At 54.3% G+C, this 13,208-nt stretch carries 19 protein-coding genes; 10 read left to right on the forward strand and 9 right to left on the reverse strand.

Annotation, left to right across the window (positions count from 1 at the left end):
* Positions 1 to 319 precede the first annotated feature (319 nt).
* The 10 genes from AC6I8I_RS16985 (at position 320) to AC6I8I_RS17030 (ending at position 7,090) form a co-directional block, all read left to right on the forward strand.
* Positions 320 to 1,624, forward strand: a complete 1,305-nt coding sequence (locus AC6I8I_RS16985; RefSeq protein ID WP_312053175.1) for an MFS transporter — start codon at positions 320 to 322, stop codon at positions 1,622 to 1,624.
* Between the two features lie 85 nt (positions 1,625 to 1,709).
* Positions 1,710 to 2,486, forward strand: a complete 777-nt coding sequence (exuR, locus tag AC6I8I_RS16990) for a transcriptional regulator ExuR (RefSeq protein ID WP_312053177.1) — start codon at positions 1,710 to 1,712, stop codon at positions 2,484 to 2,486.
* A 322-nt stretch (positions 2,487 to 2,808) separates the two neighbouring features.
* The gene (locus tag AC6I8I_RS16995) at positions 2,809 to 3,483 is read left to right on the forward strand and encodes a DedA family protein (RefSeq protein WP_031377213.1); all 675 of its coding nucleotides are present in this window, start codon (positions 2,809 to 2,811) and stop codon (positions 3,481 to 3,483) included.
* Positions 3,483 to 3,830, forward strand: coding sequence for an EnvZ/OmpR regulon moderator MzrA (gene mzrA, locus AC6I8I_RS17000; RefSeq protein WP_312053179.1), 348 nt, complete (start codon positions 3,483 to 3,485; stop codon positions 3,828 to 3,830). Before AC6I8I_RS16995 ends, mzrA begins: the two co-directional genes overlap by 1 nt.
* Before the next feature lie 196 nt (positions 3,831 to 4,026).
* Positions 4,027 to 4,401 carry a DUF1090 domain-containing protein gene (locus tag AC6I8I_RS17005; protein ID WP_312053181.1) on the forward strand — a complete coding sequence of 125 codons (375 nt, stop codon included), beginning with the start codon at positions 4,027 to 4,029 and terminating at the stop codon, positions 4,399 to 4,401.
* A gap of 35 nt (positions 4,402 to 4,436) precedes the next feature.
* On the forward strand, positions 4,437 to 4,742 hold the full coding sequence (locus AC6I8I_RS17010; protein WP_312053183.1) for an ElaB/YgaM/YqjD family protein: 306 nt from the start codon (positions 4,437 to 4,439) through the stop codon (positions 4,740 to 4,742).
* A 2-nt stretch (positions 4,743 to 4,744) separates the two neighbouring features.
* Complete coding sequence (locus AC6I8I_RS17015; RefSeq protein ID WP_312053184.1) at positions 4,745 to 5,140, forward strand: phage holin family protein; 396 nt, start codon at positions 4,745 to 4,747, stop codon at positions 5,138 to 5,140.
* Positions 5,140 to 5,424, forward strand: a complete 285-nt coding sequence (locus AC6I8I_RS17020) for a YqjK-like family protein (RefSeq protein WP_312053186.1) — start codon at positions 5,140 to 5,142, stop codon at positions 5,422 to 5,424. The genes AC6I8I_RS17015 and AC6I8I_RS17020 overlap by 1 nt, the downstream gene beginning before the upstream one ends.
* A 202-nt stretch (positions 5,425 to 5,626) precedes the next feature.
* On the forward strand, positions 5,627 to 6,040 hold the full coding sequence (locus tag AC6I8I_RS17025; protein WP_312053370.1) for a DoxX family protein: 414 nt from the start codon (positions 5,627 to 5,629) through the stop codon (positions 6,038 to 6,040).
* A gap of 75 nt (positions 6,041 to 6,115) precedes the next feature.
* Positions 6,116 to 7,090 (forward strand): glutathione S-transferase family protein, encoded by a 975-nt coding sequence (locus tag AC6I8I_RS17030; protein WP_312053187.1) that lies wholly within the window; start codon positions 6,116 to 6,118, stop codon positions 7,088 to 7,090.
* Between the two features lie 65 nt (positions 7,091 to 7,155).
* Here the strand turns inward: AC6I8I_RS17030 and fliR are convergent, their stop codons facing one another.
* From fliR to fliJ, 9 genes are all read right to left on the reverse strand, one after another.
* Complete coding sequence (gene fliR, locus AC6I8I_RS17035; protein ID WP_497828131.1) at positions 7,156 to 7,935, reverse strand: flagellar biosynthetic protein FliR; 780 nt, start codon at positions 7,933 to 7,935, stop codon at positions 7,156 to 7,158.
* Positions 7,936 to 7,938: 3 nt separating this feature from the next.
* A complete protein-coding gene (gene fliQ, locus AC6I8I_RS17040) occupies positions 7,939 to 8,208 on the reverse strand; it encodes a flagellar biosynthesis protein FliQ (protein ID WP_312053190.1) in 270 nt (89 codons plus the stop codon).
* Between the two features lie 12 nt (positions 8,209 to 8,220).
* Positions 8,221 to 8,973, reverse strand: coding sequence for a flagellar type III secretion system pore protein FliP (gene fliP / locus AC6I8I_RS17045; protein WP_312053191.1), 753 nt, complete (start codon positions 8,971 to 8,973; stop codon positions 8,221 to 8,223).
* Complete coding sequence (fliO, locus tag AC6I8I_RS17050; RefSeq protein ID WP_312053192.1) at positions 8,970 to 9,374, reverse strand: flagellar biosynthetic protein FliO; 405 nt, start codon at positions 9,372 to 9,374, stop codon at positions 8,970 to 8,972. Before fliO ends, fliP begins: the two co-directional genes overlap by 4 nt.
* A complete protein-coding gene (gene fliN / locus AC6I8I_RS17055) occupies positions 9,374 to 9,778 on the reverse strand; it encodes a flagellar motor switch protein FliN (protein ID WP_312053194.1) in 405 nt (134 codons plus the stop codon). Before fliN ends, fliO begins: the two co-directional genes overlap by 1 nt.
* Positions 9,779 to 9,781: 3 nt before the next feature.
* Complete coding sequence (fliM, locus tag AC6I8I_RS17060) at positions 9,782 to 10,780, reverse strand: flagellar motor switch protein FliM (protein WP_312053196.1); 999 nt, start codon at positions 10,778 to 10,780, stop codon at positions 9,782 to 9,784.
* A gap of 5 nt (positions 10,781 to 10,785) precedes the next feature.
* On the reverse strand, positions 10,786 to 11,304 hold the full coding sequence (fliL, locus tag AC6I8I_RS17065) for a flagellar basal body-associated protein FliL (protein WP_312053198.1): 519 nt from the start codon (positions 11,302 to 11,304) through the stop codon (positions 10,786 to 10,788).
* A gap of 147 nt (positions 11,305 to 11,451) precedes the next feature.
* Positions 11,452 to 12,762: a flagellar hook-length control protein FliK gene (locus tag AC6I8I_RS17070; protein WP_497828132.1), complete on the reverse strand. Its 1,311-nt coding sequence runs from the start codon at positions 12,760 to 12,762 to the stop codon at positions 11,452 to 11,454.
* A complete protein-coding gene (gene fliJ, locus AC6I8I_RS17075) occupies positions 12,759 to 13,208 on the reverse strand; it encodes a flagellar export protein FliJ (RefSeq protein WP_312053201.1) in 450 nt (149 codons plus the stop codon). Before fliJ ends, AC6I8I_RS17070 begins: the two co-directional genes overlap by 4 nt.

Genomic DNA, 13,208 nt, shown 5'->3' on the forward strand with positions numbered 1-13,208 from the left:
ATCCTGCTCACATAAACGACGTTGCCTGCCGACGGTTATGGACACTTTTGTCGCCTGTAGCGTGCTAAATGGCTGTCATTTCGCAGGTTTCCAGTATCCCACAGCGCAGAAAGGGTTTTTGTGATGGCTCTCAACTTTTAAAGTTGTATAACAAGTTAGGCTCTCGCTCCATCGTGAGGGCGTTTTGACTCACAAACGGCAAGGTCATTAACGGTCGCTCAGACAGGACCTGCGGGCGTGAGCAGAGCTGCATCACGAGCTGTCCCGCTCCAGATAACAACAGCGGCATGACCGCATACAGAACTGGAAGAGGTAGAGGATGCGTAAAATCAAAGGGTTACGCTGGTACATGATTGGACTGGTGACGCTCGGCACGGTGTTAGGGTATCTGACCCGCAACACCATCGCGGTGGCGGCCCCCACCTTACAAACTGAACTGCATATCACCACCCAGCAGTACTCCTACATCGTCGCGGCCTATTCAGCCTGTTATACGCTGATGCAGCCTGTGGCGGGCTACGTGCTCGATCTGCTGGGCACCAAAATCGGTTATGCGGTGTTTGCCGTGCTGTGGGCCATCTTCTGCGCTGCCACCGCAATGGCCGGTAGCTGGGGCGGCTTTGCGCTGGCTCGCGGTGCGGTGGGTGCGGCAGAAGCGGCGATGATCCCGGCGGGTCTGAAAGCCAGCAGCGAATGGTTCCCGGCTAAAGAGCGCTCGGTGGCGGTTGGCTATTTTAACGTCGGTTCGTCAATCGGGGCGATGCTGGCACCGCCGCTGGTGGTGTGGGCGATTATGGCCCACAGCTGGCAGATGGCGTTTATCATCACCGGCGTGCTGAGCATGGCGTGGGCGCTGTGCTGGCTGGTGTTTTACAAGCACCCGAAACAGCAGACTAAACTCAGCGATGAAGAGCGCGACTACATCATTTCCGGTCAGGAAGCGCAGCATCAGACCGGCAACACCCGCAAAATGTCGGCGCTGGAAATTATCCGTAACCGGCAGTTCTGGGGGATTGCGCTGCCGCGCTTCCTGGCTGAACCCGCCTGGGGCACCTTCAATGCCTGGATCCCGCTGTTCATGTTCAAGGCTTACGGTTTCAATCTGAAAGAGATCGCGATGTTCGCCTGGATGCCGATGCTGTTCGCCGATTTTGGCTGCATCCTCGGCGGTTATCTGCCGCCGCTGTTCCAGCGCTGGTTTGGCGTCAATCTGATCGTCTCACGTAAACTGGTGGTCACCATGGGTGCGGTGCTGATGATTGCGCCGGGTACTATCGGGCTGTTTACCAGTCCGTACGTGGCCATCGCCCTGCTGTGCGTCGGCGGTTTTGCTCATCAGGCACTTTCTGGCGCCCTGATTACCCTCTCCTCTGACGTTTTCGGCCGCAATGAAGTGGCGACCGCTAACGGCTTAACCGGCATGGCCGCCTGGACAGCCAGCACCATGTTTGCGCTGGTGGTGGGGGCGCTGGCCGACACGCTCGGCTTCAGCCCACTGTTTGCCGCGCTGGCGGTATTCGACCTGTTGGGCGCGGTGGTGATCTGGACAGTGCTGAAAAACAAACCGGTTTCGGAGCTTACGCCTACCGTAACCGCACCGCCTGCCGCGGTGGCCCGCAGTTAGTCTTCCGGGCTGGCGCAAGCCAGCCCATTTCCTCGCCCGTCGCAAAGTGGTATAACAACTCTCTGTTTGCTACCTGGACTGTGCTATGGACCTCACTGAATCCCGTCGACTCTATCAACAGCTGGCCAGCGAGCTGAAACGCCGCATTGAAGCCGGAATCTACCCGATCGGCGAGAAACTGCCGGCCGAGCGTCTGATTGCTGAAGAGATGGAAGTGAGCCGCACCGTGGTCCGTGAAGCGATCATCATGCTGGAAGTCGAAGGCTATGTTGAGGTACGCAAGGGCTCGGGCATCCACGTGATGGCCTGCCAGCAGCAGAACCGCATTGCACCGACCAGCAGCCAGCTGGAGTTCGCCACCTTCGGCCCGTTCGAGTTACTGCAGGCACGCCAGCTGATTGAAAGTAACGTGGCCGAGTTCGCCGCCACCCAGGTAACCCGTCAGGATATTATCGATCTGATGGCGATTCAGGAAAAAGCCCGTCAGGAAGATCATTTTCGTGATTCCGAATGGGATATGCAGTTCCACGTTCGTATTGCCCAATCCACTCAGAACAGCGCGTTAGCCGCCATCGTTGAAAAAATGTGGCTGCATCGCCTGCACAATCCCTACTGGCTCAAACTCCACGAGCATATCGACCAGCGCAGCATCCTCAGCTGGTGCGACGACCATGATCAGATCCTTAAAGCCCTGATGCGCAAAGATCCGGCCGCCAGTAAACTGGCGATGTGGCAACATCTGGAAAATACTAAACAGATGCTGTTCAATGCCACGGCGGATGATTTCGAATTTAACGTCGACCGTTACATGTTCGGGGAAAATCCGGTCATCCTGCCAGACGGGTCAAATAACGCCCGTTAACGGCGGTGGAAAAGCGCCCGACATGGTCAGTTAATCTGCAATAGTGTCAGGTCATGTAAAGCTCCTTTTTACACGCCGTTTCACAAGGTAAAACTCCTGTTCACCGAACAGTTTTCCTGTTTCGGGTGGGTGATTTTTGTTACAGTTATCGCCCTTTTCTTACCCTTTGCGACAGGGTTTTATAAAGTCGCTGATTTAACGATCAATTCTGGAAGGATCCGGAAAATCCTGCCCAGGCTGCGCGCCTAAAATTTACAACTAAATGCCAGTCTGTGCTCAAGTCCTGTGGGACATGTTTAACAATGATGTTCAGGAAAGATTGATGGATATTTTGCAAGCGTTGCTGCATGCCTTGTGGCAACAGGATTACGAAACGCTTTCCGACCCCACGCTGGTATGGGCCATTTACGGCGTGCTGTTTATGATTTTGTTTCTGGAAAATGGCCTGCTCCCCGCCGCCTTTTTGCCGGGCGACAGTCTGCTGATTCTGGTCGGCGTGCTGATTGCTAAAGGCACCATGAGTTTTCCCTTAACCATTCTGGTATTGACGACCGGCGCCAGCCTCGGCTGCTGGGTGAGTTATATTCAGGGGCGCTGGCTCGGCAATACGCCGACGGTGCAAAAATGGTTATCCCATCTGCCCGCGCAATATCATCTGCGCGCTCACAGCCTGTTTCACCGGCACGGTTTATCGGCGCTGCTGATTGGCCGCTTTATCGCCTTTGTCCGCACCCTGCTGCCGACCATCGCCGGATTATCCGGCCTGAGCAACGCCCGCTTTCAGTTCTTCAACTGGGTCAGCGCTTTCCTCTGGGTGGTGATTTTAACCGTGCTGGGCTTTGCGCTGGGCAAAACGCCGATTTTCCGCCGTTATGAGGATGAACTGATGTTCTTCCTGATGATGCTGCCGCTGGCGCTGCTGGTGTTTGGCCTGGTGGGATCGCTGGTGGTGTTATGGCGTAAACGACAGGCGGATCAAAACGGGAAAGCGGAGTAATGAAATTACTACAGGCTATTCCTAAACGGTGGATGCCGTGGTTGATTGCTGGCGTTTTTGCGTTGATTGCCATCGGCGTTGCGCCGACGCTGATGCGGCATGAAACGGTGGTGCAGATTCGCGTTTCCCACGCCGGGGCCACACTGCCCGACGGCTTCTACCTTTATCAACAGCTGAGCGCCCAGGGGATTCGCATTAAGAGCATTACCCCGGCCGGCGACGCGCTGATCATTCATTTCGACAGTGAAGAACAGAGCCTGGCCGCGCAGAAGGTTCTGCGCCGTCTGCTGCCGCAGGGCTTTATTGTGGCGCAACACGACCAGTCTCAACGCCTGTCGCTGGCGTAATCTCCTTTTCCTCGCTGTTATCACTTCAGGGCGTGTCGCCGGCGGGCACGCTCTGAAGTGAACTCTATCTCCCGGTGTTCTTTGAACTTTTTACCGCTGATGTCTATGCTTAACCGAGAGTTGATTCTCAGCACGCAGCGCCAGCGGATTCGCGGCGTGGTGATGGGTCAGGTAGCAACGGAAGGTACAAAGCCTGATGAAATATCAAGTATTACTGGGAATCGCGCTGTTCTCGCTGTCAGGATCGTTGCTGGCGGCAGAATCACTGTGTCAGCAGAAAGAGCAGGACATTCAGCGCGAGATTGAGGTGGCGCAGAAGCATAACAATCAGCGTCGCGTTAACGGTCTGGAGCGCGCACTGACCGAGGTGCGTGCCGACTGCACTGACAAGAAGCTTGAAGCTGCGCATCTGGAAAGAATTAACGCTCAGAAGCAGAAAGTTGCTGAGCGCGAACACGAACTCAGGGAAGAGCGTGATGAGGGCCATGACAAGGAGAAGATTGCTAAGCGAGAACAAAAACTGGATGACGCGCGCCGGGAGCTGAAGAAGTTACAGGCGGAGCCCTATTAATCGGAATTAATCTACTGATGTTAAAGGAGTATTTTATGTCTAAAGACACATCATCGGAACATTTGCGTGCTGAACTGAAAAACCTTGCTGACACCCTCGAAGAGGTGCTGAGCAGCAGCACTGAGAAATCCAAAGGCGAGCTGGATAAGCTGCGTAACAAAGCGCGTGTGGCGCTGGACAGCTCACGTGAGCGCTTAGGCGAATCAAGCGAGCGCATCGCTGCCACTACCCGCGAAGCCGCGCAGAAAGCGGAAGGCTACGTGCGTGAAAATCCATGGCAGGGTGTTGGTATCGGTGCAGCGATTGGCGTCGCACTGGGCATCCTCATTTCGCGTCGTTAATCATGGCAGATTCACAGCATAACCACGGCCCGGCTAAAGGGGTCATTAACATTGGTCAGCGTATCGTTACCACGCTGGTTGGTATGGTTGAGACGCGCGTTCGTCTGGCAGTGGTGGAACTGGAAGAAGAGAAAGCTAACCTGATACAGCTGCTGTTGATGGTTGGCCTGACGATGCTGTTCACCGCTTTTGGCCTGATGAGTCTGATGGTATTGATCATCTGGGCCGTGGATGCGCAGTATCGTCTGATGGCCATCGGGATCACCACCGGGACGCTGTTCCTGCTGGCGATTATCCTCGGACTCTGGACGCTACGTAAATCACGTCAGTCCACGCTGTTGCGCCACACGCGCAAAGAGCTGGATACTGACCGCAGCTTACTTGAGGATCAGCGTTAATGAGCCGCCGCGAGCGTGAAGAACGCATCCATGAACTGCTTAAGCATGTGCAGCAGCAGCGGCTTGATCTCAGCGCTGCGCGCCGTGACTGGCTGGAAGGGACCGCCCATTACGACCGCGGCTGGTTTGCTTTCCTCAGTTTACGTCGCTATCTGGCGATCGGCAGCAGCGCGCTGGCGATCTACTCGATTCGCAGTCCCAACATGCTGTTACGCTGGGCAAAACGCGGGTTTGGCGCCTGGAGTACCTGGCGCATGATTAAATCCGCCCTGCCGCCGCGTTAATCCTGCTTAAAGCCGGTCCTGAAAAGACCGGCTTCTCTTCATCAGAATTTCTGAAAAACATCGACAGTTTATATCGCTTACAACCTTTCCGCGCCGCGACTATTATCTCCAGCTATCAACCCAATGAATGGCAGCACAGCTTTCAGCGGGAATAAACCCTGCGGGCAACGGTCCTGCAATATTTATAGCGCTGGAGTAAATGATGAAAAAATTCGAAGATACTGGTTTGTTGCTGGCTCGCATCCTGATGCCAATCCTGTTTATTACCGCGGGCTGGGGCAAAATCACCGGTTATGCGGCAACCCAACAGTATATGGAAGCGATGGGCGTGCCTGGCATAATGCTGCCGCTGGTTATCCTGCTCGAATTCGGCGGCGGCCTGGCGATTCTGTTCGGTTTCCTGACCCGCTTTACCGCGCTGTTTACTGCCGGTTTCACCATCCTGACGGCGTTCCTGTTCCACAGTAACTTTGCCGAAGGCGTAAACCAGCTGATGTTTATGAAGAACCTGTCGATTGCCGGCGGCTTCCTGGTGTTAGGTCTGGTGGGGCCGGGCGCTTACAGCATCGACCGCCTGCTGAGCAAAAGAAAACCACAGTCTGCGATTGCACGCTAAACTCAGATAAGCATCATCACAGACAGACTTAACAGGGCGAGGAAATAACCTCGCCCTGTTTGCATTGGAGGCAATATGGGACAGCTAATTGACGGTGTCTGGCATGACACCTGGTACGACACCAAATCGACCGGCGGACGCTTCAAGCGTTCAGCCTCTGCCTTTCGCAACTGGGTCACGGCTGACGGCAGCGCCGGCCCGGACGGTAAAGCGGGATTCACCGCCGAGCGTGACCGCTATCATCTCTATGTGTCGCTGGCCTGCCCGTGGGCGCACCGCACCCTGCTGATGCGTCAGCTTAAAGGGCTGGATAGCATGATTGATGTGTCAGTGGTGCACCCGCTGATGCTGGAAAATGGCTGGACCTTCGACGATGAGTTTGAGCAGGCAACCGGCGATAAGCTCTATCAGAATGAGTTTCTCTATCAGCTCTATCTGCACGCCGATCCACACTACAGCGGCCGCGTGACGGTGCCGGTATTGTGGGACAAGCAGCAGAACACCATCGTCAGCAATGAATCAGCCGATATCATCCGGATGTTCAACAGCGCGTTTGATGCGGTTGGTGCCCGGGCCGGTGACTATTACCCCCCTGACCTGCGTGAAAAAATCGATGAGCTGAACGGCTGGATTTATGACACGGTGAATAACGGCGTCTACAAGGCGGGCTTCGCCACCTCACAGTCGGCCTATGATGAAGCGGTCACCGCGCTGTTTCATTCACTGTCACGGCTGGAGCAGATCCTCGGCCAGCACCGTTACCTGACTGGCGATCGGCTGACCGAAGCGGATCTGCGCCTGTGGACCACGCTGGTGCGTTTCGATCCGGTCTACGTCACCCATTTCAAATGCGATCGTCACCGCATCGGTGATTTCATTAATCTCAGCGGCTTTCTGCGCGATATTTACCAGATGCCCGGTATCGCAGAGACGGTTAACCTGCCGCATATCCGCCATCACTATTATTGCAGCCATAAGACCATCAACCCGAACGGCGTGATTTCGCTGGGACCGGCGTTTGACTGGGATGAGCCGCACGGCCGCGGTTAAGCCAGCCTGCTCAATGCGGATCGGATGATGCCAGAGATGTCTCGCCCGATCCGCCGCCGCAGGGGTCAGCGAAAACCGATCAGAATACTGTTTAGCGTGGTGAAAATATCATTCATCAGATCGTGAAAGATCAGCGGGAAGTTATACATCACCAGCAACAGCGATCCGATCCCCAGCGTGATCGAGATAGGAAAACCGATGACGAAAATGGAGAGTTGCGGCGTCAGCCGGTTGAGTAAGCCCAGCGTCAGATTAAGCGCCAGCAACAGCGTAATCACCGGCATGCCAATTCTTAAGCCGCAGCTGAAAATAATCGCCGCCGCCTCGGTTAACAGATAAAAGCCGCTGTTACTGACCGGCGCGGCGCTAACCGGTAGCAGGTTATAGCTGTCGGCCAGCACCTTAATCAGGTAAAGATGCCCATCCAGCGCCAGGAACAGCAGGGTGAAGATTACATTCAGAATTCTGGCCAGCACCGGCATGGTCTGATTGCCGGAGGGATCAAAAAAAGCGGCAAATGAAAGCCCCATCTGCAGGCCGATCACTTCACCGCTATAGCGCATGGCGGCAAAAATAAACTGCACCGTCAACCCGATAGCAGCGCCAATAATCACCTCTTTCAGGGTAATCCATAAGCCGGTTAACGACAGCAGGGCAATCTGGCTGTCCGGCAGGTTTTGCCCGATAAGAAATGCGATCAGCACCGCCAGCCCAATCCTCACTTTCTTTACCGCCACTCTTTCGCTGAAAATCGGCGCGGTAGAAAACAGGGCCAGCGTGCGGGTTAATGGCCAAAAGTAGTGATTAATAAGGTAGGTGATCTCAGGCAGCGGCAGGCTTTGCATAATTTAACGGATTATCGTGGCGATATTACTGAATACGTTGTGCATATAATCCATTAACGTCCCCAGCATCCACGGCCCGAGCACAATAATCACCACGATCACCGTCAGGATCTTGGGAATAAACGACAGCGTTGATTCATTAATCTGGGTGGTGGCCTGTAATATGCTGACGATCAATCCGGTAAACATCGAGCCGAGCAGTAACGGCGCAGCCACCATCAGGGCCACCTTGATTGATTGGAAACCCAGCCCTATTACACTTTCTGGCGTCATTTTATGTCTCGCTTAGCTATAGAAACTTTGTGCCAGTGAACCGAGGATTAACTGCCAGCCATCGACCAGCACAAACAGCATCAGCTTGAAGGGTAACGACATGGTCGCTGGCGGCACCATCATCATTCCCAGCGCCATCAGCACGCTGGCGACCACCAGGTCGATAATCAGAAAAGGCATGAAAATAGTGAAACCAATCTGGAAACCGCTTTTCAGCTCACTGGTGACAAACGCCGGTAGCAGGATACGCATCGGCACCGCATCGCGGCTGGCGTAATTTGGCAGCCTGGCGATACGGGTAAACAGGGCCAGATCGGTCTGGCGGGTCTGCTCAAACATAAAATTACGCATCGGCAGCGCCCCTTTTTCCAGCGCTTCCTGCAGGGTGATCTTATCCTGAGAAAGCGGCAGCCAGGCATTATCGTAAACCTGGGAGAGCACCGGCGACATGACAAAAAAAGTCAGAAACAGCGCCAGTCCAAGCAGCACCTGATTCGGTGGAGAAGAGGCGGTGCCTAAAGCGTTTCGCAGCAGCCCCAGCACGATGATGATCCGGGTAAAACCGGTCATCATTAACAGCACGGCAGGCAGCAGCGTCAACGAGGTTAACAGCACCAGCGTCTGCACCGGCAGCGACCAGTTTTCGCCGTGCGCGCCATGTCCAATCAGAATATCGCCGTTAGCGGCCCAGGCTGAACGCGAACAGAGCAGCATCAGCAGCAGTAGCGGCACCAGACGGCCGATCCAGCCCGTGGCGCGTTTCATCCGCGATTCCCCGATTTTTTAGTGAGACTGCGCAACAGCATCTGCTGGAAATTGCTGGTCGTCGCGTCATCCTCCTCGTCAGGCGCGTGGTACTTATCCATTTCGGTCAGCAGCGTAATGCCGCTCGGCGTGACGCCTAGCAGTAACCAGCGATCGGCGACTTCGACAATCACCACCCGCTCGCGCTGGCCCAAAACAAAACTGTGTTTAATTTCCAGTAAACCTTTGCCGCTGGACAGCGCGCCTCCCCACCGACTGCGGCGCAGCAGCAAGGCGGCAATCACAATCGTTATCACCACCAGCGATAATGCACCACTGATGTTCAGCAACATTGATCCGGTCGAAGCCGTTTCATTTAACAGCGGAATAGCCTGGATGTGGGCGGGGATCGCGGTATTCATTATCGACTCAGTCGCTGCATTCTTTCTGAAGGCGTAATAATATCGGTAATGCGAACGCCAAATTTATCCGACACCACCACCACTTCGCCCTGGGCAATCAGATAGCCGTTGATCAAAATATCCAGCGGCTCACCGGCCAGTCCCTCAAGCGGAACCACTGATCCCTGACTCAGGCGCAACAGTTCTTTAATTGTCATCTTGGTGCGGCCTAATTCCACGGTCATTTTTACCGGGATATCCAGCACCAGATTCAGATCCTCTGACAAACTTACCAGCGGTTCTTCTTTCGTCAGCGCCGGGGTGGCAGCGCTGCTTTCAACAGCCAGTTGCTCACTCATGGCTTCACCCCAGAGATCGTCAACGGCCTGCTCGTCAGTACCGGTTGGCAGAATGGTGTCACTCATTCGTTATTTTTCCTTGTTGAAAGGTAATAAAGAGGGCGCGAAAATGTCGTCAATTTTAATCGCCAGCTGTTTATTAAGCAGACCATATTTACCGCTAAAAACAGGATGTCCGTCTGAATAGACCTGAATGACATCAGGCTTATCCAGTGAAATGACATCCCCTTTCTTTAAATTCATAATTCGGGAAACATGGGTAGGAATTTCCGCCAGTCTGGCCACCAAATCCAGTTCAGTATCCCGTACCTGATGCGATAAGGTACTGTGCCATTGCTCATTTTCATGACGTGAATGTTCACGCGGTGGATTGGTTAACAGCTCACGCAGCGGCTCAATAATGCTGAACGGAATACAGATATCCAGCTCCCCGGTGTGCGAGCCTATCTCAATTGAAAATGAGGTGGTCACCACAATGTCATTGGGTGATGAGGTGATATTAGTAAACTTGATCTGTGTTTCTGAGCGTACAAACTGGGTCTGAAGTTTGAATATTGAACTCCATGCCTCATCATACGAGGACTGCGCCATCGACATAATACGTCTGATAATACGCTGTTCTGTCGGCGTAAATTCACGCCCGTCGACCTTGGTCGGAAAGCGCCCATCGCCGCCAAACAGGTTATCCACCGCCATCGACACCAGGTGGGGTGAGAAAGCGAAGAGCGCGGTACCGCGCAGCGGATTCATATGCACTAAATTAAGATTAGTGGGAACCGGTAAATTACGCGCAAATTCATGGTAAGGCTGAATACGGATAACGCCAGCGGTGACGTCCGGGTTACGGCGCAGCAGGTTAAACATATCCATCCGAAACTGGCGCGCGAACCGTTCATTAATGATTTCAAGCGACTGCATACGATCGCGAATAACACGACGCTGCGTGTTAGGGTCATAGGGTCTGATCTCGTCATCCCCTGATGTTGCCTTAACATTTTCACTTTCTGCGCTGTTGCCGCCATTTAAAAGACGGTCAATTTCAGCCTGAGATAATATACTGTCAGACATAGTTTCTACCGTATAATAAAGGCATTAAATAATACGTCATCAACTGTTGCGTGGTGCTGATCGGTTAATGGCAGACTCACGACGTCTTTTATTTTCCTGATGAGATCAAGCTTACCCGTCTCGGTTGCCAGTTCAGCCCCGCTTTGCTGAGAAAACAGCAGCAATAAACGGCTGCGAACTTCAGGTAAGAATTGCCCAATCAGCACCTTCGAATCTTCATCTTTTAACCGCAGCGTTAAACCAACATATAACACGCGATCGCTATCATTTTCGACCGGCTTAAGACTGACGGTAAAGGTATCCAGTTCGATATAGATTGGCTGCTTTGCGGCGACATTTTTTTCAGCGGGTTCAGTTTTTTGCGCGGTCTCTTTCTCTGCCTTACCCTGAGACTTTATGGTATTAATTTGGTAAAACATGTAACCAGCCATGCCGCCCAATGCCACAATAATTAACATCAGCAGCAAAATAATTAATGATCGTTTACTTCCGTTTCCAGATGCTTTCTTTTTTGTTTTTGGCATTAGATTTAAATATCCTGTTCACAATCCTGTCAGGTCTGACGTTAAGCGACGTGCTGGATGAGCGGTGCATTCTATTCTATTATTCCGTCGGGTAATTGATTTAAAAGATGATACAACTGTCAACAATTCCCGACTTAATATTCATCCTTAGGCGAAGGTATTAACGCCCGTGCTATAACTTACTGTTCTGACAGTTTTTTCAATGTGCTCTTCTCTGTTTTGATTAATTTCACTGCGCTGCGCCTGGGCGAAATTCTGCCGGTCAGCCTGTTCTGGCTGGCCCGATTCATTCCAGCCAGACGAGGAATCAGCCCCCACGCTACTCTGACCCAGCTCAATGCCTGATTCCGCCAGCGAGCTGCGCAGATGAGGTACCGCCGCTTCAATCGCCGCGCGCACCTGATGACTGGCCGAAACAAAGTGCATTTGTGCCTGTTCATTTTTGAGTTGCAGCGTGATCTGAATCGAGCCCAGCTCCTCCGGATGTAAACGCAATTCCGCGTGTTGAATCCCGTTACGGGTAAAACAGGCCAGCTGCTGGCCCAGCGACTGCTGCCAGGCCGGCGTACCCATCTGCTGGGTTAGCTGGCCACTGGCGGCTGGTGGCTCGGTTCCCGCAGCGCTGTCGGACGGGTGCAGCGCTGCAGAGGAGAGCGCAAGTTCAGGCTGAGCAGCGACCGGCTCTGCAGGATGAGCAGGTGCCGCGACTTTTAGCGGCATCGCGGTGATTGCCTGTTGCAGCGTGGCAGGAGGCTGCTCCGCCGCCGCGCTCATTACGCTAAAAGGGATGATTGCTGTGGCGTCAGCCTGCACCACCTGCTGATTGGCCGCCGGTTGTCGCACCGCAGCCGGCGTGGCAGGTTGGGTAAAATCAGCGGCACCCCCCTCTTCAGCAAGTCCGGTCGATGGGTCTGCGGTGACCGGCAGCACTGCCGCTTCCGCCATCGCTACGCCAGGTTGATCGGGTGCCGCGCGCTCTGCACTCAGCGGCCCCGCCGCAACGGTCTGCGCTGCCGGCTCAACGGCCAGTGGCGCCGTCTCAACGCCCTGCGGGGTCACATCCGGCACGATCATCTGTGCCAGCGGCTGAGCCACGCCAAAAGGTAAGCCACCGTCCGGCAGCGCATCATCCTGCGCCGACAGCGTCACTTTTTCGGCCGTCTCTTCAGTCGGCAGGCTATCGTGAAGCTGATTCAGCCACACCATCAGTGACTCACTCGCACTATTTTCTGCTGACCCAGTGCCGTGCTGATCGGCTACCCCGGTGGGCGTGTCGTCTGCCGGTTTGGCGGCCTTGCCCTTTGGCTGGCCGCGAGACGGCAGCGGCGATTTTGCCGTTGAGCCGGTGGTTTTCTCATCCAGTACCCGGCTAAACGCCTGCGCATCGGCTGGCGTTTCATCCTGCGCGAGCCGCGTGCCAGCCACTGGCTGTATAGCGGCGACTTTGGCAACCATCATACGAATTTCTTCCTTAATAAAGTCTGGCTGGCGAACTCATCCATTAACTTCTGTTCCAGCCGGTTTTCTTTGAGCTGAGCGGCCGCATCCGCCCGGTTTTTCAGCGTGGTAAAGGCGTTAAGCCGCAGATGGTCATGTTTCCACGCGGAAACCGCGTGATTGACGGCGGTTTCGCAAGCCGTTACGTGGTGGCTGTATTGCTTTACCACCCGGTTTAATGAGTCGATAAACGACTGATAACTCAGGATATGGGAAATCAGCAATCCTGAGTCGGCGGTGCGCGCCGTCAGCTGTTGCTGATACTCCTGTTGGTAACTCTCCAGCTGGCGCAGCTGGGCGCACGCCTGTTCATAGCTCAGCCGGGTTTTACCCAGTTGCTGGGTGGTATCATCCAGCTGCTCGCGGGCTTTTTCGCGCAGCATTTCCATTGGCGATCGGGTTGCCAT

Source organism: Pantoea sp. X-Soil-YNGN-775, assembly GCF_059730575.1.

Excerpts from the sequence above, each read along its gene's own strand:
- AC6I8I_RS16985 (WP_312053175.1), top strand. The coding sequence starts at position 320 with ATGCGTAAAATCAAAGGGTTACGCTGGTACATGATTGGACTGGTGACG.
- exuR (WP_312053177.1), top strand. The coding sequence starts at position 1,710 with ATGGACCTCACTGAATCCCGTCGACTCTATCAACAGCTGGCCAGCGAG.
- AC6I8I_RS16995 (WP_031377213.1), top strand. The coding sequence starts at position 2,809 with ATGGATATTTTGCAAGCGTTGCTGCATGCCTTGTGGCAACAGGATTAC.
- mzrA (WP_312053179.1), top strand. The coding sequence starts at position 3,483 with ATGAAATTACTACAGGCTATTCCTAAACGGTGGATGCCGTGGTTGATT.
- AC6I8I_RS17005 (WP_312053181.1), top strand. The coding sequence starts at position 4,027 with ATGAAATATCAAGTATTACTGGGAATCGCGCTGTTCTCGCTGTCAGGA.
- AC6I8I_RS17010 (WP_312053183.1), top strand. The coding sequence starts at position 4,437 with ATGTCTAAAGACACATCATCGGAACATTTGCGTGCTGAACTGAAAAAC.
- AC6I8I_RS17015 (WP_312053184.1), top strand. The coding sequence starts at position 4,745 with ATGGCAGATTCACAGCATAACCACGGCCCGGCTAAAGGGGTCATTAAC.
- AC6I8I_RS17020 (WP_312053186.1), top strand. The coding sequence starts at position 5,140 with ATGAGCCGCCGCGAGCGTGAAGAACGCATCCATGAACTGCTTAAGCAT.
- AC6I8I_RS17025 (WP_312053370.1), top strand. The coding sequence starts at position 5,627 with ATGAAAAAATTCGAAGATACTGGTTTGTTGCTGGCTCGCATCCTGATG.
- AC6I8I_RS17030 (WP_312053187.1), top strand. The coding sequence starts at position 6,116 with ATGGGACAGCTAATTGACGGTGTCTGGCATGACACCTGGTACGACACC.
- fliR (WP_497828131.1), bottom strand. The coding sequence starts at position 7,935 with ATGCAAAGCCTGCCGCTGCCTGAGATCACCTACCTTATTAATCACTAC.
- fliQ (WP_312053190.1), bottom strand. The coding sequence starts at position 8,208 with ATGACGCCAGAAAGTGTAATAGGGCTGGGTTTCCAATCAATCAAGGTG.
- fliP (WP_312053191.1), bottom strand. The coding sequence starts at position 8,973 with ATGAAACGCGCCACGGGCTGGATCGGCCGTCTGGTGCCGCTACTGCTG.
- fliO (WP_312053192.1), bottom strand. The coding sequence starts at position 9,374 with ATGAATACCGCGATCCCCGCCCACATCCAGGCTATTCCGCTGTTAAAT.
- fliN (WP_312053194.1), bottom strand. The coding sequence starts at position 9,778 with ATGAGTGACACCATTCTGCCAACCGGTACTGACGAGCAGGCCGTTGAC.
- fliM (WP_312053196.1), bottom strand. The coding sequence starts at position 10,780 with ATGTCTGACAGTATATTATCTCAGGCTGAAATTGACCGTCTTTTAAAT.
- fliL (WP_312053198.1), bottom strand. The coding sequence starts at position 11,304 with ATGCCAAAAACAAAAAAGAAAGCATCTGGAAACGGAAGTAAACGATCA.
- AC6I8I_RS17070 (WP_497828132.1), bottom strand. The coding sequence starts at position 12,762 with ATGATGGTTGCCAAAGTCGCCGCTATACAGCCAGTGGCTGGCACGCGG.
- fliJ (WP_312053201.1), bottom strand. The coding sequence starts at position 13,208 with ATGGCAACCCGATCGCCAATGGAAATGCTGCGCGAAAAAGCCCGCGAG.